We start from the raw sequence: 24,011 nt of genomic DNA, 5'->3' as shown, positions 1-24,011 counted from the left end.
CCTGCCACCGGCTCCACCAGAAAATAATGTCATCCTTACATGACTTCTCCAGCTCTCAAAAAGTCCATGGTTGAAAGTCTAAGAAAGAGTGAGAAAACAAGAGAATTTATTAATTTATAGTGGGAGGAGGCGCCCATATTTCTAGCCGCTTCGATGGTTTGATAATCAATCTTCTTGATCGCATTGGATAAGAAGATTACATGATTGGACGTAATGGCGAAGGTCATGACATACAAGACCGCCCAGTATCCGGTAAACCATGCAGGATTCATATGCGGGAAGAGCTGAATCAATAATTTCGTGATGACTCCGCCTTCTCCATAAATAAACTTATAGCCGAATACGAGCACGATCCCGCTGTACACGAGCGTAGTCATATAACCTAGGCGTAACCACTTGGCGCCCTTAATCTCGAAATAATCGATCACCAGGACCAGGAAGACCCCGACCACATTGACCGTCACGACCAGAGAAGCCGCGAGTACAAAGCTATTCAGCAAGCTCTTCAAGGCTCTAGTCGAATGCAGCAACTTCTGAAAGGGCTCCGACGAAAAACTTCCTTCTGGGAAAAAGGTGGCCCACAGCAGATTAAGGTTGGGGTATACCAAGAAGGCAGCGATAAACCAAACCAGCAGCACCGCCACCAGGATTCCGATGAGCTTGCCAGAGAACAGAGCTTCTTTGAACCGGTTAATTGTCGACATAAGAAGCTCCCCCTTAAAATTGCATGATGTCATCGCCATCCATATAAATCGTCACTTCATCCCCCATGGCGTATGTCGTCCGACCATCTTCTTTCTCCACATTTTTAATCGTAGACCCATCCACATCCAAGGTATACTTCGTATACAGCCCGTAGTAGTCGATATCCACCACTTTAGCTCGCAAGCTAGCGATGTCACGATCCGCGACTTGCATAGAAGTGTGCACTCTTTCCGTTCTGAGATAAGCCGGTTTGGTAACATCCAGAGGCTTGCGGATCTGGTCTTTGATTTTTCCCAGCAGAGCTTGATCCAGCTTATTGATATCGCCGATAAAATTACAGACGAATTCGGTAGCTGACTTATTATAGATGTCCGACGGCGTTCCCACTTGCTCGATTACCCCTTTGTTAAACACGGCAATCCGATCGGATAAGGTCAGGGCCTCCTCCTGATCATGCGTGACGTAGATAGAGGTGATGCCGAATTTTCTTTGCAGCTTCTTTAGTTCATTACGCAACTGTACGCGCAGGCTCGCATCCAGATTGGATAACGGCTCATCCATCACGAGAATGCTGGGCTTCAGCACCAATGCCCTGGCAATCGCCACACGCTGCTGCTGGCCGCCTGACAATTCAGACACCTTCTTAAGCAGCTGCTCGTCGCTTAGATCCACTTTAGAGGCGATATCCTGCACTTCAGCTTCGATTTGCTTTTTGGGCAGCTTTTTCACCTTCAGGCCAAACGCAATATTTTCATACACATTCAAGGTAGGAAATAACGCGTAGTTCTGAAACACCATACTGATCTCTCTTTTTTCAACCGGTAAATGCGTAATATTTTTTCCCCGGATATAGATACCGCCGCTGGAAGGATTCACGAAGCCTACAAGGCTTCTCAGGGTCGTCGTTTTCCCGCAGCCGGACGGACCTAACAGCGTGAAGAACTCCCCCTCTTCGACCTTCAGGTTTAAATCCTTCATCGCGACAAAATCCCCATACTTAATTTCAACGTCCTTGAATTCGATCACGCCCTCACACCCTTCCTATTCGACACCTGATTTGTGAAAAAGCATGAAGCAGATTGATTCTGCAAGATAGACGGCTAACCTGCAGAATCAATCTCCATGAAGCTCGTTTTCAGCCTTACGGTAATAGCTGAAGCTGAATTTTCTCCACCCATTTATTCATGTTCTTCGCTACGAAGGCCCAATCGATATTCTGTGGCTTCAAGGATGCATCCAAATCTTTGATCTCTTTCGCTGCAGTCGCTAGAGCCTTCTCGTTGGCCGGCATCGTCGTGAACTTCTTGGACCATTCGCCTTGAACGTCTGCACTTCCGAACCAATTCACGAACTGCTTGGCGGCTTCCAGGTTCTTCGATCCCTTTACGATGGCCACTTGCTCGACCACAAACGGAACTCCAATCGAAGGCTTCACAATACCTGCCTTCACCCCATACTTTTCTTCACGTGTGGCGATACCGCTGGACCACATAGGTCCGAGTGGGGATTTCCCGCTGGCCAGGTTGGCATAGAAATCTTCACCCTGTGCGGCATGATACCCGTTCTTCAGGTAGCTTCTAATTTCATCCCAGCCCTCTTTGGAAATACCATACTCCCCGTTCGGGTCTTGATAGCGAACTAAGATCCCCGCAAGCACCGCTCTAATCGTTGCTCCGCCGAAGGCAGAAGGAGAATCGTATTTGTTCTGGAATTCACTTTTCTTCCACAGCTCGGTCCAGTCTTTCGGCGCCGTATCCTCGTTGTACAGCTTCGAGTTGTAAATCAGAACAATCGCTTGTTTAACCAAGGAATGGTAATAGTCATCCTTATCGTTCAACCCCGCCGTAATCTCGTCGCTCCAGGCTGGTTTAAACTTCTCCAGCAAGCCTTGAGTTTTGAAGCCTTCGTAATCAACCGTGCTCAGCCCAAACACCACATCAGCCACAGGATTGTTCTTCTCAGCAATCAGCCGGTTGGCAATATCTCCGCCGCCCGCTTCTACGAATTCCAATTTGTAGCCTTGTGCCGCAGCCTTCTCCTTCAACCAGTCTCCTCTTCCGTCAGACACCGAGTTGGAGTAAATAACCAGTGATTTGCTGTCTTCTTTCTTCGCATTCGCAGATGGATTAGAGCCCTTATCGGATGAGCTGGAAGCCCCCGAATTGTTGCTTCCACAGCCCGATAACACGACGGTCAGCGCTACCATCAGACTTGTCACGGTGATCATGGATTTTTTGAAGTTCATATTCTTGCTCCTTTTTTGTTGGGGAATTTGGATGATCATCTTGGACTCACAACCTCGTTGCTTGAGCATTCCACCTCTTTCAATAAAATTGGAACGTGTCATTTTCGATTGCAACTTTATTATATGAACCGTATTGGAACGAGTCAATATGTTTGCAAATGATTAACTTAGCGTTTACATTCCGCTAACATTCCATCCGTTTTTGTTAAGGCTCGTCTTCAAAATCCAGACCTAGAAGCACAAAAAAGCGCCTTATGCAAGGCGCCTATCCAAGAGTCTATGAGCTAGCGGTTGGAGAAAACCGATAAGTTGCTGTTGATTTGTTCGATGGTTTGTTCTTCATTTAACAGGTTATTCAAGGCATGCTCAATCGATAAGCCGATTAATCGTTCTACCTCTTTGGCATTGAAGCCGTTCCCATCGAAGAACTTCGTATCGCGAATGCCTTCCACATTCGCTTTGTTCGCTTCGTACAACCAAGGGTACAGCATGGAGATCGTCTGGTTGTTGCACACATTCGGATTGGCTGAGGTTCCGCCCAATAAGGTGATTTGCTCCGCGATTTCAATGGTGTTGACCCAATTCAGGAAGCTGACCGCCTCCTTGATTTTAGGTGTATGCTTCGTGATCCCGATGACGCCGCCGCCTAGGATGGGCTTGTCACCCGGTATGGAGGCCGAGCCGATAAAGTTCCCGAAATCGCTATTCGCAATCTTGGATACGTGGTTCATAAACCCGATGACCATCGCGGTTTCCCCTCTGGCAAAACTATTGACAGACGCTCCCCACCAGGTCTCGTCCAAGTTCTGCGCAACGGAAACTGTTTTTAAATAATTGGTCAGCGCCTTTACGGCTATATTCGGATCCAGCTTGATTTCCTTGCCATGGATGAGCTTTCCATTCTCCGCATAGTATCTTGCCAAAAATTCCAGGGCAATGATTTCGGACTTGCCTAACGTCACGCTGGTGCCAAATTCCGTAGGCGAATGCTTAAACTGCGACTTGGTAAAGAAACTAGCTAAATCCACATAAGAAGCGAAATCTCGAGGGATGGTCAATTGCTTCTTGTATTTCTCATAATACATGCGTTTGATTTTGGGGTCCTCGAATAAATCTCTGCGGTAAAACAGCATCTGCGTGCTGGGATCGAAAGGAACGGCATAGGATGTACCTTCAATCTGCGAATAATTATCTTTCATATGCGGCGGCAGTGATTGGATCAGCTCGTCCAGTTGCGGATCCATATGAGGTAATGGCTGAAATACGTCTTTCCCGAACCAGGGAAGCCAGGCCATGTCCATTCGAATCATATCATAGTGACCCACATTTACTTGATCCGTTAGAATTTGGTAAATTTCTTCGAAGGTTTTAATATCCAGGGTGACCTTGATTCCCGTGTTTTTCGTAAAATGCGGGAGCAACTTCAATAGAGCGTCCGTGGTCGGGCTAATAATCGTTAGGATGGACAGCGAGTTACCAGGCCGTTCCTGCTCCGGTACTTCCCAATGGGATATACCGGTATTGCCCATCCAGACTTTAGCCGCCGGCTTAGGATGATGGACCTGATCGATTAAACGCTCCGCAATCTCGCGGCCCAGCAGATGGTAATTTTGTTGGTAAATGATTAAATCATCCGTATAGGAAGGTTGAGTAACGCCTAAACTTAACATGTTCGGGGGCTGCTGCATGGAACCGAAGAACTGAGCATTTTTCAGCCAATACGCTTTGCTCAGGCTCGAGGTAATGATCATTTCCGGAGGTCCCCCGGCGAAGAACTCAAACGCTTTACTATGCGATTGGTTCAAAGGCACATGAAGCACTTTCTTCACGGAAATACCCTTCATTTGTTGAAGAATCGCTTCGACAAATAGCTTTTCATTCGAAAACTTCAGTTCATCGGAGAAAATACCTATGGAAGCGTATCGGCTTTCCGTAATAAAGGCACTGATCTCGGCACCCGCTTGCTTGAAATCAAAGGAAACAAATTGCTCGGCATGTTGGAGCTGCCTGTTTACAAAAATGATATGCTCTTTGGGAATATCCATTTGGTCATAATATTCATTCGCATTAGCTAAGCAGGAGATCGTGACGATGCCCGTCACTCGCTCTTCTGCGATTTCCTTAATGATGCTTTTTTCATTATTCGGCAGGTCATACGTGATATATAAATGGGTGCGGTACCCTAGATTGGTGAGCGATTTATCTAAGCCTTTGTACAGCTGGACATATTCATCTGATTCCATCGTGGGCACAATGATCGATACGGAATTGGTAGCCCCTGATCTTAAAGACTTGGCTTTGTAATTCATTTTGTAGCCTAGTTTTTTCGCCGCTTCTTCCACCAGCTGTATTTTTTTGACGCTAACATTTCCTTTGCCGTTCAATACATTCGATGCCGTACCATGTGAAACACCTGCCGCTTTGGCAATATCCTTTATTGTGGCCATGTCACCCGACAAACCTCCTCAACTTCTTCTTCTACAATCTTACCTGATTTTATGCTTTACGCAAATAACAAACCGTGAAGATGAACGTTTATTGACACGTTCCAATATCAAGTGCTATCATACAATTATTAATTTCAGAGATGAGGACGAGCTATGCGGATAGGGAAACCTGAATACAGAGACATCAACGCCTTGTTAAATAAGAAATTGGACGAGCATGGGGTTTTACTTGCTGTACATCGGGGAACTTCATTAGGCAACATCATCGAAAATACGATTCCCGCCCTCAAAGCAGCCCTGCAGCTAGGTGGAGATATGCTGGAAATCGATGTGTTTCAATCGACCGACGGAACCCTGTACCTGTTTCACGACGGAGCCGAAAAAAGACTTCTCCAGGAATCCGATAATATAAAAACCATGAATTCAGAAAAAATCGAAAGCTTGACTTACTTCAACCGTGATTACGTTCAAACCCTTTCTAAGGTTGAACGCCTGGAGGATGTTCTTGCTTATTTCAAAGGGGATGTCCTGATCAACATCGACCGAGCCTGGGACATCTGGCCATCCTTGTTGAATATGCTGGATCGCTATGACATGGCCAATCAAATTATCTTGAAAGGCCCTGCCGTCAAGGAGCAATTGGAATTTCTGGATCAGTATGAAACGAAATACATGTTCATGCCCATCGCCTATTCCTTAGCCGATATCGAAACCGTGCTAGCTTATCCCAATCTCAATGTAGTCGGAGTTGAATTAATCGCCGATTCGGCCAACCATCCTTTATTTCAGGATGAGCTCATCGCAAGGCTTCACCAGCTGAACTTATTCGTATGGGCCAATGCTATCACGCTGAATGACCACACGGTGCTATTCGGCCGGCTGGATGATGATACCTCGGTCAAGCAAGACCCGGACCAAGGCTGGGGAAAGCTGTTCGACAAGAACATCGATGTCATTCAGACCGACTGGCCGGCTTTGATGGCGGCTTTTCGGGAGCGGAAGATTGGATTGGGCAAAAATCATTAAAACTCCTTTGGTGTACTTCCGTATTTGACTTAATAAGATAGCCTATGTGTTTTGATATCAACCACATTTCCCTTGAGAAGCTATCCATATACACTTGGTTACAACGTGAAAGACCCGCTCATTGAGCGGGTCTTCATCTAGTTTGTATACGGGACGGCAAAACATAAGCACTACTTGTTCTCAAGTCAATACTTTCTTCCATGCAAAGCAAGGCCAAATTCAGCCACACTTTGAAATCTGAGAAAAACAATCACACGTTACTTTTTCGAATTAAAGTACTCCTTATCTACACGAAGTTGCTGCTTCAAAATCCTGTTAAATAATCCCTTGCTAATTTCGCCAGTACCTTTCGAAACCGCAGTCCTTAACACTTCCCCATTTGCCAGTGTCTTTTCAAAAATCTTATCCCTGCCATTTTGCCTTATGAGTACCCAACCATCTCGTCTTAAAAAACTCTCCAGGTCACCCCAACTAGGCATGCAACAAACGCGCTACCGAATCAAAGTCGTCTTCCAGTAGGACACGTAATACATATGGAGCATGCTTATGTCGATTAGGGCTATTGTAATAGCGAGAGTAATTGTTTTCGTAATCAATTGCGTATTCAATCAGTTGTCTTGCCAGCTCATATTTAAGTTCCTCAAGCGTACCCGCATCGGCTACAATGTCTTCCATCTGCTCAATGGATCCTGCATATATGCCATCCTCGTCTTGCTCATATTCAAACGTTAATTCATATATTGAAAGCAATTCCTTCATCTGTTGCTTGGAAAAAGCCATGATGATATCTCTATTACGTTTAATCGCCTGGGGCTTCTCCCGTACGATTGTATCGATGAATTCACCAAAATTAGCCCGAACCTCTGTAGCATTGAGTATTGTTTGCATAAGCACGCCTCCTCACCTCCATTATATAGTTTTCAGCAATGTATGTACATAGTGTACATTATGTACTTTTTCTTTGTATATTATTCATCCCCAGCCGTAACAATACTTATTCAACTTCCTTTAATTTTTCTTAGATAACAAATGAAAAAAGACACCCTCTTGGGCGCCTTGTATGGAGACGAATCGTGGCTTAGACATCCACGATTCGCCGTCACGACATGCTGAAGTTTTTGGGAGATGGTTTAGGCCTATCCTACTCTGTCTTGATCTTGTCCAGCAGTTTCACTACGTACTGAATCCAGCGCTCACTATTTCCCTTTACTTGTTCTTATGTGTCTGCAGTTTCAGCAGTACCGTCACCGCTTCGGCTCTTGTCGTTTGATCGCCCAGAGCAAATTGATTCGCCCTTTGCCTTCGATCAGGCCAAGCTGGTTCATGGCCGCAACTGCACCTTTCGCCCACGACGGAATGTCTTTGTCGTCCGCAAAGCCTGTTGCCGATGCCGCTTCGATCGACTGACCCAGAGCTCTGGCGATCATCACCGCCATCTCAGGGCGAGTGATGTCGGCATCCAGACGGAAAGTGCCGTCCTCATAGCCGCTGATCATACCGGCTTGCACCGCTTGTGCGACTGCTTTCTGCGCCCAGGCGCCGTTTCACGGGTCACGGTAAGGGTGTAGGCTTGTCGCTCGACAGCGTCAACCCTCTGAGATCTGCATTACTACTAGTTGGGTTTGGTGTTGTGGTCGACGCTTCTACAACAAATGTGGTGGTTGCGACTTGACTGGCTTGTCCAACCGTCACGTATAAACCCCTGCCGGCTCACGGCTATCCAGCGTAAATGAGTCTGAAAATTGCCCGTTCGCTACTTTGACGATATCATAAAACACCGTGCTCTTGCCGGGACGAAGCACCTTAATAATGACTTCATCCAAGGTCGATGTTCCCGAGATTGTAACGGCTCCGCCAGGTTGAACGGCCGGGATCCCATTCAATGTAACCGTGCTGCTGGCAGCGGTAGCGACCGGTACTAGCGAGAAGCATAACGCAATCATGAGAAATTCATGGATAACCCAAAAAGTACCGTCAATTCATCTTATCGACGAATTAACGGTACTTTTTGGGTTTTGAATTAACTTGGCTTCATAAATGCTAAAAGTGGTTTGGCAGATCCTAAATCAGTCATTTAATTTTTATAGACAGTATCTGTAACCGTGGAGACTTTACCATACTTGTTTGTCGCCACTACTTTAATTGGATTTGCACCTTTTACAAGATTAATTGATGTGGAGCTTGAGTAACTCTGTAGTTCATCGTTAACATATACCTTTGGATACGAGTCGTTTTTATCGACTACGGTCCAAGTGATGGAAACTTTATTATTTGATGTCGTATTCGGAATATAACCTAACGTTAATTTCGGCGCAGGTGGATTGAAAATGATATTTTTTGTAATGGATACTTCTTTTCCATTAGAATTCGTTGCCTTAAAGACCAAAATATTTTCACCTGGTTCTAAAACAATCGATTTGCTAGTCGTATACAGTTGAACTTCATTATTAATATAAACCTTTGGATACGAGTCGTTTTTATCCGTAACGCTCCATGAGACATTAACCCTCTCTAATTCTGTTGAACTTGGAACTTCCCCCAATTTTAATGTAGGTGCACCCGTTCCGAGAGAGATCGTCTTCGTAATAGTGGTTGATTTACCTAATCCATTTGTTGCTTTAAATACAATAGTATTGACACCTTCTACTAGGCTAATCGTTTTACTTGTCGTGTAAGACTGGAGTTCATCATTAATATAAACCTTCGGCGAAGAATCATTTTTATCAGTAACACTCCATGATACAATTACACTCTGCTTATCTGTTGTCTCTGGAACATCCGCTACCTTTAGTACGGGTCCACCCGTATTAAAAATAATTTTTTTTGTGACGGTTGTTGCTTTTCCTAGTGAATTCACTGCTTTAACTGTGATCGTATTAGAGCCTTCTTGTAATTCAATCGTTTTGCCGGAAGCCCAACTGCTCTGAGCCTCATCATTGACATAAACTACAGGATTATTATCCCCGCTAACACTCCACGAAATAGTTACATTTTGCTTTTCCGTTTGCTCTGGAATATCTTTCACTGTCAGAGTGGGCGCACCTTTTTCATATTTAATTTCCTTTGTAACTGTTTTCGATTTACCACCAGGGATTCTGGAAACAACAACAACCTGATAGGTTCCTTCCCCTTTATCTATTCTTACACCTTCTTTAAACTGCCCTTGATAAACTTCGACTTCTCTGCCGTTAATCGTAACCGTTGCGCCTTTTGTTGTTTCACCTGAAACGTAAAATGAATCACTTGATGTTGTCTCAGGTACAATAACATCAAGATGTATACCCGTATTACCATCTGCTGTTGCATTTTTAATAACTCGATGTAATAATGAGGCAACTTCTGCTCTAGTTACTTGCTTATCCCCTCTAAAAGTACCATTTGGATAACCATCGAAAATTTGTTTTTCTACGGCAAGAGCAACATACGTCCGCAAGTTTGGAGAGATGCTCCCAAGATCATAAAACTTTCTTTCGAGAATTCTTTCATCTTTTAACTCATCAGGTTGATAACCTAATGTTTTAACCAATGCAACGGCAACATCCTCTCGTGTTGCATCAGTGGTTGGATTGAAAATAGCTTTACCAGAAGGGGGATAGTACCCTGTCAAGAAATCTTTGGAGGCTTCAATATACGAGAATGACCATCGGTCAGGGGTAACATCATAATAGGTCGGCTTTGAATTAGAACTAGGCAAATCAAGATAGAAGGTCTTCGCAATGAGTGAAGCAAACTCTTCTCGAGTAACATACTTTTCTGGTTTGAAAGAACCATCTTCATACCCTGAAATGACTTGGCTCTTTGCTAGATCCATGATGGCGCTGTTTGCCCAATATGTCTCACTAATATCCACAAAGTTTATTTGTGTAAAGTTAACATTACCAGCAGCATATGCAACTGAGTTCACCGGTGCAATAACTAAAAAGGCTGAAATAACTGCTTTTAGAAAACTAAACCTCTTTGACATCCGCTCTTCCTCCCAAGTGCATGTAAAATGTATTTGAATCTAAATATACTACGTTTTACCTATATATACCATTGGTATTTCAATTTATTAGTAATAAAGAACTGTTTGAAAAAATGGGCGTAAGTATCGGGAGATCCCAAGAGGTCATCGATCTCCATGTTGCTAAGATTCAACGGTATAGCCCTAATGAACACATTGGCCGTAGAGAGCAGCAAACTCTTAGAATCAGACGTTCAATTGCCCATGTCTTTAGCCTTCGGAGAGGTTGCATACAACTACGGTCTTTGAAAAAGCAGCTACACCATTTGAGTCTTTAGGACAAAATCATCCTTCCAGAAAGCCAATAAACGAACAGCATTCGTAGCACTCATCATTTATCTGAGATTCAATGATTATGTCAAAGTGAATAAATAAACACCATCTCAAAATCGATGGTGTTTTTTGTATTTATGGAATCGACCCATGATTTTGTAAAATCATAAATCAGACAACATATCGATAGGGTTCCTGTTCCGTCTTTTTTTCAGATACTCTGCGAAACGTACTTCAATATATTTATAAGATAGATGCGATATGCCAATCGATAGAAGAAGTGACAACGATGCATACATGGCAAAAGATAAAGAAGAATAGCCTATTACATTGGTGATCTTGGGAACAACGATCTTTAAAGGAAACATCACCATAGTATGCCACATATACAAACTGAAGCTTATTTCCCCCAGATAGCGCATTAGTCTAGTCCTTAGAATCGAGGATAGCAGACCGTATTCCGTGATAATAGTAATAAAGAATAAGAAGCTTAGTATCAGCGCTGCCGCGATTGGAGTTTTTAATGTCTGAAAGGAAGCATAAATGGCGGCCAAAAGTATAATGCCATTAAAATAAAACTGCTTAGCTGCTTTGAATCTTCTCTGCAACCTATCTTGACAGAAGTACACGGCTACACCTACCACAAAGAAGAGCAAATCCATCCGAGCATACACAACAACCGTACAAAAGACGATTATCACAAGATAAGAAATATATTTCCCAAGCATGTTTAACTTTGAACCGTGATAGATGAACCAAACTAACCCTGCTATGATGTAAAAAAACAGTTCATAACTCAGTGACCAGGCCACGATTTGTGCAATCGGCAATTGCAGCATCCCTGGCAGGAGAAATGCATTAGAAACAAAATGAACAATATACTCTCTCAAGCCGATTCCGGTCATCCATTTATATTTTATAAAGGGACCAACCGTAAAAATAATCAAATGGATAACTAAAAATACAGGATAAATACGGATAATCCGATTTATAACAAATTCACGAAGCGTTCGTTTGTTCGATAAACTTTGAGTAATGAGATAGCCGCTAATAACAAAAAACAAGTCCACAGAAATAGGACCTGCATAATTGATCACATACAGCAGATGCTCCTTCGGAAATTCACCAATGTAACCTTCAATAACAGCAGATCCATAGATATGAAAAATAACAACAGAAAGAGCCAGCAGCCCTCTTAGACCCAATAACGTATAGTTTAAACTCTTCACTCTTTCGCCCCTAAATATGTATACTTCGCCACTATTATATCACACGATAGATCTCGATGATCTGTAAGCTTAATTTACGACTATTTCTACGAAAAAAATCCTCCGTTATGGGGGAAGTCGTCATACAAAGCGATAGAGATGGGACTGGATGCTGAAGCTCTGTATGGGTTTCATGTAACACATAGAACGCTAGCCTATCGAACACTCCTTAGTGAATAACCATTCCAAGGAAGAGGGAATCTTATACAAGAACAGACTTAAAAGAATAGGGAGTGAGAAGAGATGGGAACCATGACAGCAGTAGGCAGCTCTAACCCGCAAACTGGAACAGCGCAAAAAACACTTGGCCAGTATTTGTTCGATTGCCTGAGGCTGGAGGGCATTACCGAAATTTTCGGTGTTGCCGGAGACTATAATTTTACACTATTGGATACGCTCGAGCGGTATAACGGCATCCAGTTTATGAGTGGACGGAACGAATTGAACTCAGGTTATGCGGCGGATGGCTACGCAAGAATCAAAGGTCTGTCTGCTCTTATTACGACTTTCGGGGTTGGGGAGCTCAGTGCCTGCAATGCGATAGCGGGAGCTAACAGTGAGCATGTACCGCTGATTCACATCGTAGGCGCACCTCCCGAGAAGGATCAGAAAGAACACAAGCTGATGCACCACACTCTAATGAATGGAAATTTCGACGTCTTCCACAAGGTATATGCGCTGATTACAGCTTATACGGCCGTGCTGACGCCAGAAAACGCCGAGATTGAAATTCCTGCAGCCATTCGCATTGCGAAGGAAAAGAAAAAGCCGGTATACCTGGTTGTAGCTGATGATCTAGTGACCAAACCGATCATGGCCCGAAGAGAACCGGCACCGCCGCGTCCAGCGTCCAATTTAAAACCCCTTCAGGCAGCAGTGGAACATGTCCGCCAGCTGCTGGAGCATGCCCACCGGCCCGTCATTCTGGTTGATGTCAAAGCCACGCGGTTCGGCCTGGAGAAAGCCGTTCGGCAGTTGGCCGACGCCATGAACATACCTGTTGCGACAATGATGTTCGGAAAAGGGGCATTCGACGAAACCCATCCGAATTATATGGGGGTGTACGGAGGCGCTTTCGGAAGTTCTGAAGTCCAGGCCACGGTAGAACATGCAGACTGTGTCATTGGAGTAGGCATGGTATTGGCGGACACTAACACCGCGAACTTCAGCGCGAAGCTGAATCCACTGGTGACTGTCGATATTCAACCCGATATGGTCAAGATCGCAGAAGCGGAATATCCGAATGTGTTCGCTGCTGACATGCTGCTTGCGGTGCAGAAGATTGGGTACAAAGGCCAAGGTTTGGCGGCAAAAGCCACATTCCCGTACGACCAACTAACCGGGCGTAACGATGAGCCACTAACTGCGGCCAATTACTATCCTCGTTTTCAGCAGATGCTGAAAGAGGGGGATATTGTGATCGCCGAGACCGGTACGTTTTACAACGGGATGGCTCAGGTGAGACTGCCGCGCCATGTAACGTATATCGCTCAGGGAGGCTGGGAGTCTATCGGCTATGCCACACCCTCGGCATACGGTGCCAGTATTGCGGCGCCGGACCGGCGGGTGTTATTATTCACAGGTGACGGCTCCTTGCAGCTGACAGCCCAAGAAATCAGCTCCATGCTCTACTATGAATGCAAGCCCATTATCTTCATCTTGAACAACGATGGTTATACGATCGAGAAATATTTAAATGTCAAAACCGAAGATCAGCCCTATAACAAAATTCCACGCTGGTCATACACCAAGCTGGCCGAAGCTTTTGGAGGCGATGCGTTTGCCGTGACTGTCCGGACCTATGGAGAGCTTGACCAGGCTATAACCCAAGCGGACAAGGAACGTTCCTCAAGACTCTGTATCATTGAAATGATCGCCGCGGATCCTATGGACGCCCCCGAATATATGCGCCGGATGCGTAACTATTTGGAGCTGCAGGAGAAGCAGCGCAGCCAGAATTAGAATCAGCAGAATATACAAGGCCCGATAAGCTCATGAACCAGGCTTATCGGGCTTCCGTTGTATGATGATGGCAGTGCCTTATGGACGCCTATTCCCTTGAATTGTTATAATTAACTCTTACTACGAAGGCATCGGCTAAACCTAGAACTGAGAACGTGTTGAAAGGGGAAGCGTACAAATGGAACGAAACGATAAGATTGTCATTATAGGGGTAACAGGTTACATTGGCGCATGGATTGCCAAACAGTTAACCGATATGGGCTATACCCAGATTACCGGAACGTACCGGAATGAAGATAAAGCGCAACAGCTTCAAAAGATGTTGCCAAATGTGGGCTTTTACAAAGCAAACCTGGGGGAAACAGAGAATTGGAAAGAAGTGTTGAGTGGAGCAAAGTGGGTTTTTAATCAGGGGAGCGCCTTTAATCCACACGACAAAACGTTTAAAGATAGGGGCAGGACGAAAGAAAAAGGAATCCGCATGCTCTTACAATTGGCCGTTGAATCGGGCAGTGTCAAAAAGATCGTGCACACCAGTGCAGAGTCAACCATTGCTTACGGCAACGAAGATTCATCCAAAACAACGTTTACAGAGGATGACTGGACAAATGAAAATAGGGAAGGCTTGTTTGACCTCCATATGGTTTCAAAAACGATGGAAGAAAAAGCGGCCTGGTCGTTTATCCGCTCCCCTGAAAATACAACAAACATAACCCTGACAACGATTCACCCTACGCATGTCATGGGGCCGAGCTTTGCGCCTTGGCATCATGATATGATTTATGCCATGCTTCACGGCGATAGAGCTATGGCAGATTCGCAATTGTATGGGGTTGATGTTCGCGACGCAGCGGCCATGAATATTGAGCTGATGAAATCGACTGAAGCGAATGGCAAGCGTCATTTCGCATCTGCATTTAAAACCACATACTCTGCCATCTTAGCTATCATTAAAAAACAATTTACAGATGAGCAGATTGAGGCCGTGTTAGGTGATGTTGCTCGGATCATTCCTGGAGATGTCGTGGTAGATTTATTGAGCCCATGTCAGTTAACAGCATATTATCAGGATATGGTACCTCGTATGTTAAACCGTGTGGTGTACAAAACCAATTATCCTGAAGCCTATGCGTATAAGTATAGAGAACCGAACGCTACGGTCTTACAAGCAATGGAAAAGATGTTGAAGGATAAAAACAAAGAATAACAGGTAAACGTTTCATAAACCAGCCACTAAAGGTTGCGTACCTTCCAAATGCGTCAGCTCCCTTTCTGAAAAAGAGCTTTGCAGCCAGCGGGCTGCAAAGCTCTTTCTTAAGTTTAATAACGCTGCAAGATGGTCGATGTTTTCAATGCATCTTGAGGAAGAAACCAGCCTTGGGACTGCAGGAAAGTAAACAATTGGCTAGAGGAATTGGCCGCATCGGTCTCTGTGGCAACTTTGAACGAAGCTTCTACCGTATAATCATAGCCAGTTCCTGATGCATTTTTGATCGGCCAGATTTCAATGTAGGTCTTGATTCCGTTAAATGTGCCTGTGTAGCGTGTAGCATATACGGGACCGTATACTCGCGATTGGCTCAGCACAGAGGTTCCCCAGCCTGGGCCTGTCCATTTATCCAGCTTGCCCGGAATGTTTTTGACAATCGCATCGACCGAATCAGTCTGATTAGGCAGGGTCAAGCCGCTGTAACCAGCGATGCTGGCATTCTTGTCAATGGAAATGCTAAGTGTCTTTGAGCTATAGCTCCATTCTACCTGTGCATCGTAGTTCGTGTCACTAGAGTCGAAGCCTTCGCTGTTAGCTTGATTCAAAGCTGCCGTAATGTCGTTGCCTGTGATCGCATAACGTTTCTTATAGTTTAATTGAAATTTGCTGTCGCCGGTCATTTTGCGAATGCGTGCGGACCAGCCTTGATTGTTAAGGTCTTTATTATTCGTATCTAGATACTGAACGTTCATTTGGACTGGAGCCGCGGTAATGTTGAACGCATTCAGCACCGCGCTATTCAAGGTGTGGTCCGGATTCAAAGCCAGATTCGAATCTAGCAGCGCGTGAATCTCATAATTCGGCGTCATGTTAGGCTTCGCTGCAACAGCAGTTCCGGGTCCCACATTGACCAAACTAGCGATTAAAGCGGTGCCGAGTACAGCAGCGGCAACTACAGAGGTCATGCTTTTGCGGATGTTCATCAATTACATCTCCTTATTTGTTCAATTAAATTGCGGCTATTCCGCAACTCTAATTGTAGTTTACAAGGAAAAATGTGGAATTGTATTAGCTTGAGTTAAAGGTATTATTAATGTTATTTATAAAAAACCTTTACGAATATAGATTTCATCTATATTGAAATATACTTTCATCTCACTGCCCGAGATACGACAATCAATGCGTCCGTTTCGGTTACGCCCGGACTGATTCCAGCAACATACAGAATCCCCCAACCGATCACTACGTGATCCCGAAACTTGACCATATGTAGAGGAGCCGCGGCTTGGCATATCCACAAGTACTCCCGGCAAAACAATATCGAGCGATGTACGCTCAAAATCAAATTCGATGTTTTACGCAAACGATAAATCATTGTAGCAACCTCCGCTCTTGGCTAAACACAATCCTAGCAGATACGTTCTCCGTACATGCAAAAGACACCGATTAAGGTGTCTTCACGGGTACTACGTATGGAGGCCAAGCGAATGGTGAAGTTATTGAAGATGAACTGCTTTTTCATTTCGCCTGAGTATTAACTAATTCGGCCTTATCTTCTACCTCGACAATTTCATTTTCCCTATAATAGTCCTTCAATTCATCTTGGACGCTCTGCTCGGCTAAAGGCACCTGGTTACGGTAAGCGGCCCGACAGATCACATGGGCGGCCACTGGAGCTGTCAAAAATACAAAGAAGATTCCCAAGATGAGGCGGATGCTGAAGAACCCGTCGGAAATTAAGAAATACAGTAAGGTTCCTACCAACGCGCACAGCACGCCAAGCGTAGAACTTTTAGATGCCGCATGAGACCTTGTGTACACATCAGGTAAACGCACATTCCCAATCGCGCTGATCAAGCTGAAAATGGCTCCAATGAGAATAAGGACAGCCCCGATTATTTCACCGCTTACGCTCAATGACAACACCTCTTTCAATAAATCTGGCAAAGGCAACAGTCCCAATAAATGAAAGAATCCCGATCAGTAATATGAGATCAAAAAAGGCATGCGTGTGCAGCAGCACAGAGAACACGGCCGTACTGGCGATCAGATTAATACCGACGGAATCTAGCGCCTGAACACGGTCTGCACTGGAAGGTCCTTTTACAACCCGATATAAATTGGCTAGTATGGCCAGCATTAATATACATAATGCCGTGATCAACACCGTCTCAAATATCATTTTCTCGTCACATCCTTGATCGCTTTTTCAAATACAGATTTTGATTTCAATACAGAATCCCTGGATTCCGGCATGTTCAGACCGTGGATGTACAGCACCTTCGAATCAGGACTTACCTCCATGATGACCGAGCCTGGCGTTAAACAAATTAATAAGGATAGGAGCGTGATTTCCAAATCTCCCTCCAAATCCGTTTCTACCTTGAAGATTCCTGGCTTGACATCGATTTTAGGACGGAGTACATGCTTCATGACCGCCAGCGCAGAAATATTCAACTCATGGATAAACAGAACGAACAGCTTACCGATTGCGACTAGCGTGAATAGATAAAACGGTTTTTTAAAGAAACGGCGGATGCACAGTAAAATAAACAAACCAACCAAATAACCGCTGATAAAGTTTAATATGCTCATCTCCTCTTGCAGAAACATCCACAAGTAGGCAATGAATATATTGAGTAACACCTGAACGGGCATGACGGTTTCCCCCTTTAATCAAACACGGCCTGAATATATAAACTTGGATTCAACAATTCCTCCGCAGCTTGGTCTACATAACCCGTAATCGCCTCAGCACCGACTCCCAGGGCAACGCTAGCCAGCGTCAATAGAGCGATAGGAAGCAATAGGCCTTTCGTTGTCCCTTTCTCCTCCTCTACGCTCAGAATCGTTTCACCCCAAAATGCGTTCATAAACAATTTGATCATCGAATACAGAATGAACAAGCTGGCCAGCAGCCCGATTCCTCCAAGCCAATAATAACCGGCTTCAAAGACGCCTTGCGTCGTAAATACTTTACCAAGAAAACCGCTTAACGGAGGAATTCCAACCATCGACAGCGCCGCGATGAAGAACATCCAACCTAACCCAGGATGGAGACGAATCAAGCCGCTAATATTCTTCAAATTACTGGTTCCCGTGAGGTGAACAATCGTTCCCCCGATCATAAATACAAGCCCCTTAATCAGCATGTCGTGAATCAAGTAATAAATAGAACCCGCTATGCCGGTGGTTGTCAAAGAGACGAGTCCAGCCATAATAAATCCAACGCTTATGACCACATTGTAGGTTAATATTTTTCTCAAATCCCAATAACCGATCGCTCCGAGTCCGCCCAGTAGCATGGTTATAGCGGCTAATATCCCGATAAACAGATGGGTAATCTGCGGTTCATGATAAAAGATGAGCGTAAACATTCTGAAAGTGGCGTATATCCCGACCTTAGTGAGTAACGCCGCGAAAATAGCAGCGATTGCCGTTGGCGGTACGCTATAGGATCCGGGTAGCCAGAAATAAAGCAATAATCCCGCCTTCATGGCGAAAACGATCAGGAATAATAATGCGACGGTGGTAATTAACCCATCCTGACCCACCTCTGCAATCCGCATCGATAAATGAGCGAGGTTCAATGTGCCGGTCATCGCATATAAATAGGCAACTCCGATCAAAAAGAACGCCGATGCAACAATGTTCGTAAAAATATATTTCAACGACTCCCGAAGCTGCCTCTGGGCTCCCCCCAAGGTGATCAGTACATAGGAAGCAACCAGAAACATTTCAAAAAAGACATATAAATTGAATAAATCCCCGGTCAAGAACGAACCATTGACACCTGTAATCAAAAACAAAAATAGAGGATAAAAATACAGTTTTTCTTGTTTTCGGCCAATCGATGAAAAAGCATATATTAAGCAGCATACCGAGACAATGGAGGTAGCCAAAAGCAGCAAAGCACTGAACATGTCACCCACGAGACTAATGCCGTAAGGCGCTTCCCAACCCCCCAACTGTAAGGTTTGAATACCGCCATCTCGGATCTGATTCATCAATAGAACGGACATGACACTGGTGGCTAACAATGCAACCAGACTAAGAATCCGCTGAAGCTTTACGTTTTTCTGGAATATGATGAGGAGCATCCCCGTCAACAGAGGAATGATAACCGGCGTGATCAACAAATTATTCATTGCTCATTTCCCCTTAATTGCTCCATGTCATCCGTCCCGAAGCTTTGATAGGAGCGGTAACATAAAACCAGTACTAGCGCTGTCACGGCAAAGTTAATGACGATCGCAGTTAATATTAATGCTTGAGGAATAGCATCGGTAAAGCTCGCAACTTTCTCTCCTAGCAGAGGGGCGCTCCCCGTCTTCAGCCCACCCGAAGTGATGAGCAATAAATTAACCGCATGGCCCACAATCGATGTTCCGAGCACAATTCGCAGCAGTTGTTTAGATAGAATCAAATAGGTTCCAATGGATATTAAAATACCGACCAGTATGACCATTAGTGTCTCCATATTAACGATCCTCACTTATGCTTAGAATAATATTGACTGCGGTGCCTATGACAGCCAAAGCCACTCCGGTATCAAAAATCAAAGCAGACGCGAGCTCCGTATCTCCAAAGATCGGTAAATCAACATGACCGAAGGTCTGGGTTAAAAAAGATTGACCATAGACAACACTCGCCATTCCGGTCCCAACTGCAATCAACACACCAATCGCTGAAAGCTTCTTGAAATCAACTCGAATATTCTCCCTTACCTTCTCGACTCCAAAAGAAAGATACAGTAGGACAATAGATGAGGCCATACTCAGCCCCCCAATGAATCCTCCCCCCGGATGATGGTGACCGTTCATAAATAAATAGATCGAGAAGGTCAATATGATCACGGCAGCCACTCGAGTTACACTTTTCAATATCACATCATTCGACTTCATGTTGTTCCCTCCTTTTGGAACGCTGATGAACGAATACATATACACCTAGCCCAGCAATGACCAACACGGATATTTCCAGCATCGTATCGAATCCGCGGAAGTCCACTAATATAGCGTTGACAATATTTTTAGCGCCCGCCAGCTCAAAGGCATTTTCAAAAAATGATGTTATGGGTTTAAATAATTTATGTCCATTAGCAGACAATGCGAGCAGGGTCACCGTTAGACCCATCGCGATCGATATGACCAGATTCGTCAGTTTGAAAGGAATCCGCTCGATGCTTTTCTTCAGCTTCGGTAAATGATAGAAGCACAGCAAGAACAGAACCGTTGTCACAGTCTCCACCACCATTTGCGTCAATGCCAGGTCAGGAGCTCTAAAGATAACAAAGAACATAGAAACCATATAACCTAAGGCGCCTAGTGCAACAATAGCCACGATTCGATTGCTGGCAAATAAGACTGTGCATGCGGAGATTATCATCCCGAGCACAAGTCCCACATCAAACATACTAATAGCTGCATTCCTTGCGAAATCGAACTGGATACCATGGAGCAGCAGAAGCGAACTTACCAATACAATGACAAAGAAAGAAAAAATGTAGATCAGGTAATGTCTCAGTGAGCCTGTCATATACCGATTCGTTAGGGATGACGATAGCCTCTCTGCGCCTGCTAAGCCCTGATTGTACCCATGATTCAAGGTTAATCCCTGCGGATAATTACGCATGACCTGGACCCATCGCTTTGCTGTTTTGAAGAGAAGAAGACCAACAACAATGACACCGATGGTCATCACGAGCTCCATATTGATTCCATGCCATGCACTGATTTTCAGATCGTAGGGAGACATCGGCATCATCGGCAAAATCGCGGTTAATGCCGGGGTGAGCATATACTTACCCAATACATTGGGGAAGAAGAAAATGAATATAACGAATAATGCCAATATCGCTGGTGAAAGCAGCATCCCCCAAGGCGCTTCATGCACTTTCCTTGTCAATTTTTCAGGACGATAGGGTCCTCCAAAGGTTTTGAACACAAAGATCATGCAATAAACAAAGGTAAATATGCTGGCTACCCAAGCAATGATCGGGAACAGGATACCCACGTGGCCCAAACCGAAAATACCGGCTTGTGATACATCATTCACTGCTGCAAAAAACATTTCCTTACTCAAAAAACCGTTAAACGGCGGTAATCCCGCCATAGATAAGCCACCAATCAAAGCGATCGTGAACGTAATCGGCATGACTTGCATCAAACCGCCTAAGTAGCGAATATCTCGCCGACCTGTCTCATGGTCAATAATACCGACAACCATAAACAAGCTTCCTTTAAAGGTCGAATGATTAAATAGATGGAATAGCGCGGCAAATGTAGCTACCGTAAAGATCGTGCCACTCTCACTAGGCCCAAAATAGACGGCTAAAGAACCGACTCCAAGCAGGCACATGATCAATCCCAATTGACTAATCGTAGAATACGCTAACATCGCCTTGAGATCCGTCTGTCTTATAGCCGTCAAAGAACCATAAAGCAGCGTAATGATACCAATACCGGCCACAAGCCAGAACCACACGGGGCTCCCCCCGAATATCAGAGTCATACGCGCCACTAAATAAATGCCAGCCTTGACCATGGTAGCCGAGTGGAGGTAACTACTCACCGGAGTTGGTGCCTCCATCGCATCTGGCAACCAAATACCGAACGGAAATTGCGCGGATTTCGTAAATGCACCTAACAAAACACATAGCATCGTAGGAATAAACAATACATGGCTTTGTATGACTTCCAGGTTCGCAATCATTTCCCGGATGCTGTAGGTTTCCGCCATCATGATCAGCATAATAAATCCGGCTAACATGCCGAATCCGCCAAGGACAGTAATCAGTAGCGCCTTTAAGGCGCCTTGGCGAGAGCTCTTACGCTCGTACCAGTAGGAGATTAATAAGAAGGAAGAAACGCTGGTTAACTCCCAGAACCCGTAGAGGACTAAGAGGTGATCCGAGAATACGACCCCCAGCATAGCGCCCATGAACATGAGCAAATAAATATAGAAGTTATGGAGAGCTTCTCGAACCTTAGACATATAAAATATGGAGTAAATAATGACCAAGCTACCGACACCGCTGATGAGCAGACCAAATAACAGGCTGAGCCCATCCACATAGGCGATCACATTCATATCCAGGGACGGAATCCAAGACAATGTGTATTTATAAGTGTCACCAGCCGCTACACCAGGTATATACTGTAGTAAATAGATAAAAATAGATAAAGGTACAAGTAAAACGAACCAGCCCGTATGTACAAGGCGGTTGAAATACTTATATAATAAGGGAACAAACATGGCACTGATCAACGGGAGAAACATATAGGTATAGAACATAGTCAAGCGTACTCCTCCTTATTCATGACTTCTGCTTCCGTATCTACATATTGACTCTTGTCGTAACATCAACTATAGTCTTACATAGTTTATGCGAGTCCTACTACTAGCATTGAGGTGAAATACTTAAAATGATTAGCGTATATAATGAGAGCATTCTTGTTTGCGTTTATTATGGTCCCAATAGCGAAAGATTAATCAAACGTGGCTGTGCAATCGCTAATATCATGAAAGCTCCGCTTTATATATTGACCATTGATCCAAAGCCATTCGACGAACTAGATGCCGAGAAATTATTCTATATCGAGCAATGGAAACAATATGCCCACTCTCATACAACGGCCCAATTTATCATGAAGGATAATGAAAGCCGCCCTGTTTATAAGGTTATTGCAGAAGTAGCTAGAGATAACAACATTACACAGATCATTCTTGGCCAGACAGCTCACAGCCGATGGGAACAAATTACGAAGGGGTCTATCATTAATTCTTTGGTACGCGAGATTCCCTTTGTCGATCTGCATATCGTTTCCGTTGCCCGTTATATTCGGGATGAAGAAGGCAATTATCAAAAAGGAATTCGTGCTTATTTGATTAAAGCTGGGGAGCAATACAAGCTAAGCTTCAGTCACGAAAAAGAAACTGAATATGAAGGCATTTTCTTCAAAGAAGTGGATACAGACTTTGATAACGGCATTTTCCGTTTTATGAAGGACGCTTCAACCTTACATGTTCTCGTAAATGACGGGATTGTCACCGAACTAACAAACGTAGATATTCATACAGCATTGGGTCTGGACGACTCTGCCCAATAAAAGTTAATAAAAAACTACCTTTTCCGCATGCTCCATGCGGAATTTTTTTATCTTTTCGATACATCGATATTTACAAATTGACATCGACTTTAATTGGTTTCTTCTCGGTCCTGTCAATTCCCAAATACTTTAGCGTTTCTGCCGTAGAATGATGATGCAAAATCGACTTTAAGATAGAGATCGCAACTCCCCTATAATACGCATGGTAACCAAACGTCTTTCTCAGCGTATGGGTTCCGATTTTCTCCGATATTCCCACCTCCCTTGCCGAGTGGTTAATAATTCGATACGCCTGCTGACGGGTAATCGGACGACAATCCTTCTTGGACTTAAATAAATAATCTTCAGCTTTCCAATCGATGTTAGATAAATACTCGCTCAGTATCTCCCCGATCTTGCTGTTTAAGTAATGAGCCTTTTCTTCTCCTGTCTTTTCATCCTTAATGTAAAGAAACTGTTTAGCATTCTGGCCATCCCAAACGTCCTCTACAGTAAGATTGAGTAAATCAAGAAGACTAATCCCGGTGTTAATTCCCAATACAAATAGCAACAGATCCCTTACAGAGTGTTTTCGGAGCTCCTCTTTCATCGCTTGTATGGTCTTCACGTCCCGAATCGGATTAACAAATTGCACAGAGAATCCCTCCGAATAATGTTACTTAATTTAAGGTTAACATATATTAAGTAACATAACAATTAAAAGATCACTTTATTTTAATAAAAAAACTATTCATAGAAGCATGTTCTGTAGCATACAATAC

Annotated in this window: 23 protein-coding genes; 4 read left to right on the top strand and 19 right to left on the bottom strand. The window is 44.2% G+C overall.

The annotated features are described in order from the left end of the window. Positions 1 to 35: 35 nt before the first annotated feature. The 4 genes from WMW72_RS32470 to WMW72_RS32455 form a co-directional block, all read right to left on the bottom strand. The gene (locus tag WMW72_RS32470) at positions 36 to 704 is read right to left on the bottom strand and encodes an ABC transporter permease family protein (protein ID WP_341419745.1); all 669 of its coding nucleotides are present in this window, start codon (positions 702 to 704) and stop codon (positions 36 to 38) included. Between the two features lie 13 nt (positions 705 to 717). After that, positions 718 to 1,731 carry an ABC transporter ATP-binding protein gene (locus WMW72_RS32465; protein ID WP_341419744.1) on the bottom strand — a complete coding sequence of 338 codons (1,014 nt, stop codon included), beginning with the start codon at positions 1,729 to 1,731 and terminating at the stop codon, positions 718 to 720. 115 nt (positions 1,732 to 1,846) lie between these two features. Next, positions 1,847 to 2,950 carry an extracellular solute-binding protein gene (locus WMW72_RS32460; RefSeq protein WP_341419743.1) on the bottom strand — a complete coding sequence of 368 codons (1,104 nt, stop codon included), beginning with the start codon at positions 2,948 to 2,950 and terminating at the stop codon, positions 1,847 to 1,849. Between the two features lie 284 nt (positions 2,951 to 3,234). Continuing rightward, on the bottom strand, positions 3,235 to 5,397 hold the full coding sequence (locus WMW72_RS32455; protein WP_341419742.1) for an extracellular solute-binding protein: 2,163 nt from the start codon (positions 5,395 to 5,397) through the stop codon (positions 3,235 to 3,237). Positions 5,398 to 5,550: 153 nt separating this feature from the next. Between WMW72_RS32455 and WMW72_RS32450 the strand changes: the two genes are divergently transcribed. Further along, positions 5,551 to 6,423 carry a glycerophosphodiester phosphodiesterase family protein gene (locus WMW72_RS32450; RefSeq protein WP_341419741.1) on the top strand — a complete coding sequence of 291 codons (873 nt, stop codon included), beginning with the start codon at positions 5,551 to 5,553 and terminating at the stop codon, positions 6,421 to 6,423. Positions 6,424 to 6,680: 257 nt separating this feature from the next. Here the strand turns inward: WMW72_RS32450 and WMW72_RS32445 are convergent, their stop codons facing one another. The 6 genes from WMW72_RS32445 to WMW72_RS32420 all read right to left on the bottom strand — a co-directional run bounded on the left by WMW72_RS32445 (position 6,681) and on the right by WMW72_RS32420 (position 11,928). Continuing rightward, positions 6,681 to 6,902, bottom strand: a complete 222-nt coding sequence (locus WMW72_RS32445) for a type II toxin-antitoxin system HicA family toxin (RefSeq protein ID WP_341419740.1) — start codon at positions 6,900 to 6,902, stop codon at positions 6,681 to 6,683. Further along, positions 6,895 to 7,311: a hypothetical protein gene (locus WMW72_RS32440; protein WP_341419739.1), complete on the bottom strand. Its 417-nt coding sequence runs from the start codon at positions 7,309 to 7,311 to the stop codon at positions 6,895 to 6,897. Before WMW72_RS32440 ends, WMW72_RS32445 begins: the two co-directional genes overlap by 8 nt. Before the next feature lie 356 nt (positions 7,312 to 7,667). Then, positions 7,668 to 7,931, bottom strand: a complete 264-nt coding sequence (locus tag WMW72_RS32435) for an S-layer homology domain-containing protein (RefSeq protein WP_341419738.1) — start codon at positions 7,929 to 7,931, stop codon at positions 7,668 to 7,670. Positions 7,932 to 8,111: 180 nt separating this feature from the next. Continuing rightward, a complete protein-coding gene (locus WMW72_RS32430; RefSeq protein ID WP_341419737.1) occupies positions 8,112 to 8,366 on the bottom strand; it encodes a hypothetical protein in 255 nt (84 codons plus the stop codon). A 131-nt stretch (positions 8,367 to 8,497) separates the two neighbouring features. Further along, on the bottom strand, positions 8,498 to 10,387 hold the full coding sequence (locus WMW72_RS32425) for an S-layer homology domain-containing protein (RefSeq protein WP_341419736.1): 1,890 nt from the start codon (positions 10,385 to 10,387) through the stop codon (positions 8,498 to 8,500). Between the two features lie 476 nt (positions 10,388 to 10,863). Then, a complete protein-coding gene (locus WMW72_RS32420; RefSeq protein ID WP_341419735.1) occupies positions 10,864 to 11,928 on the bottom strand; it encodes an acyltransferase family protein in 1,065 nt (354 codons plus the stop codon). A 282-nt stretch (positions 11,929 to 12,210) separates the two neighbouring features. Here WMW72_RS32420 and WMW72_RS32415 point away from each other — a divergent pair, with 282 nt between their 5' ends. Continuing rightward, the gene (locus WMW72_RS32415) at positions 12,211 to 13,929 is read left to right on the top strand and encodes an alpha-keto acid decarboxylase family protein (protein ID WP_341419734.1); all 1,719 of its coding nucleotides are present in this window, start codon (positions 12,211 to 12,213) and stop codon (positions 13,927 to 13,929) included. 178 nt (positions 13,930 to 14,107) lie between these two features. Continuing rightward, complete coding sequence (locus WMW72_RS32410) at positions 14,108 to 15,136, top strand: NAD-dependent epimerase/dehydratase family protein (protein WP_341419733.1); 1,029 nt, start codon at positions 14,108 to 14,110, stop codon at positions 15,134 to 15,136. 113 nt (positions 15,137 to 15,249) lie between these two features. Here the strand turns inward: WMW72_RS32410 and WMW72_RS32405 are convergent, their stop codons facing one another. From WMW72_RS32405 to WMW72_RS32370, 8 genes are all read right to left on the bottom strand, one after another. Next, positions 15,250 to 16,122, bottom strand: a complete 873-nt coding sequence (locus tag WMW72_RS32405; RefSeq protein ID WP_341419732.1) for a hypothetical protein — start codon at positions 16,120 to 16,122, stop codon at positions 15,250 to 15,252. 535 nt (positions 16,123 to 16,657) lie between these two features. After that, positions 16,658 to 17,086, bottom strand: coding sequence for a Na+/H+ antiporter subunit G (locus tag WMW72_RS32400; protein ID WP_341419731.1), 429 nt, complete (start codon positions 17,084 to 17,086; stop codon positions 16,658 to 16,660). Continuing rightward, on the bottom strand, positions 17,040 to 17,321 hold the full coding sequence (locus tag WMW72_RS32395) for a Na(+)/H(+) antiporter subunit F1 (protein WP_341419730.1): 282 nt from the start codon (positions 17,319 to 17,321) through the stop codon (positions 17,040 to 17,042). The genes WMW72_RS32400 and WMW72_RS32395 overlap by 47 nt, the downstream gene beginning before the upstream one ends. After that, a complete protein-coding gene (locus WMW72_RS32390; RefSeq protein WP_341419728.1) occupies positions 17,318 to 17,797 on the bottom strand; it encodes a Na+/H+ antiporter subunit E in 480 nt (159 codons plus the stop codon). Before WMW72_RS32390 ends, WMW72_RS32395 begins: the two co-directional genes overlap by 4 nt. A gap of 14 nt (positions 17,798 to 17,811) precedes the next feature. Then, a complete protein-coding gene (locus WMW72_RS32385; protein ID WP_341419726.1) occupies positions 17,812 to 19,287 on the bottom strand; it encodes a Na+/H+ antiporter subunit D in 1,476 nt (491 codons plus the stop codon). Then, positions 19,284 to 19,619 carry a Na(+)/H(+) antiporter subunit C gene (locus tag WMW72_RS32380; RefSeq protein ID WP_341419724.1) on the bottom strand — a complete coding sequence of 112 codons (336 nt, stop codon included), beginning with the start codon at positions 19,617 to 19,619 and terminating at the stop codon, positions 19,284 to 19,286. Before WMW72_RS32380 ends, WMW72_RS32385 begins: the two co-directional genes overlap by 4 nt. A gap of 1 nt (position 19,620) precedes the next feature. Continuing rightward, on the bottom strand, positions 19,621 to 20,043 hold the full coding sequence (locus WMW72_RS32375) for a Na(+)/H(+) antiporter subunit B (protein ID WP_341419722.1): 423 nt from the start codon (positions 20,041 to 20,043) through the stop codon (positions 19,621 to 19,623). Then, positions 20,030 to 22,435 carry a Na+/H+ antiporter subunit A gene (locus tag WMW72_RS32370; RefSeq protein WP_341419747.1) on the bottom strand — a complete coding sequence of 802 codons (2,406 nt, stop codon included), beginning with the start codon at positions 22,433 to 22,435 and terminating at the stop codon, positions 20,030 to 20,032. The genes WMW72_RS32375 and WMW72_RS32370 overlap by 14 nt, the downstream gene beginning before the upstream one ends. A gap of 131 nt (positions 22,436 to 22,566) precedes the next feature. On the opposite strand from WMW72_RS32370, the gene WMW72_RS32365 reads away from it, so the two are divergent. Beyond that, the gene (locus WMW72_RS32365) at positions 22,567 to 23,250 is read left to right on the top strand and encodes a universal stress protein (protein WP_341419721.1); all 684 of its coding nucleotides are present in this window, start codon (positions 22,567 to 22,569) and stop codon (positions 23,248 to 23,250) included. A 70-nt stretch (positions 23,251 to 23,320) separates the two neighbouring features. On the opposite strand, the gene WMW72_RS32360 is transcribed toward WMW72_RS32365, so the two are convergent. Next, complete coding sequence (locus WMW72_RS32360; protein WP_341419720.1) at positions 23,321 to 23,884, bottom strand: tyrosine-type recombinase/integrase; 564 nt, start codon at positions 23,882 to 23,884, stop codon at positions 23,321 to 23,323. Between the last annotated feature and the right edge of the window lie 127 nt (positions 23,885 to 24,011).

It is taken from the genome of Paenibacillus filicis, from assembly GCF_038070315.1.
Lineage (GTDB): Bacteria > Bacillota > Bacilli > Paenibacillales > NBRC-103111 > Paenibacillus_G > Paenibacillus_G filicis.
Note: the sequence above shows the minus strand (reverse complement) of the source record. Positions and strands in the feature narration are given on the sequence as shown.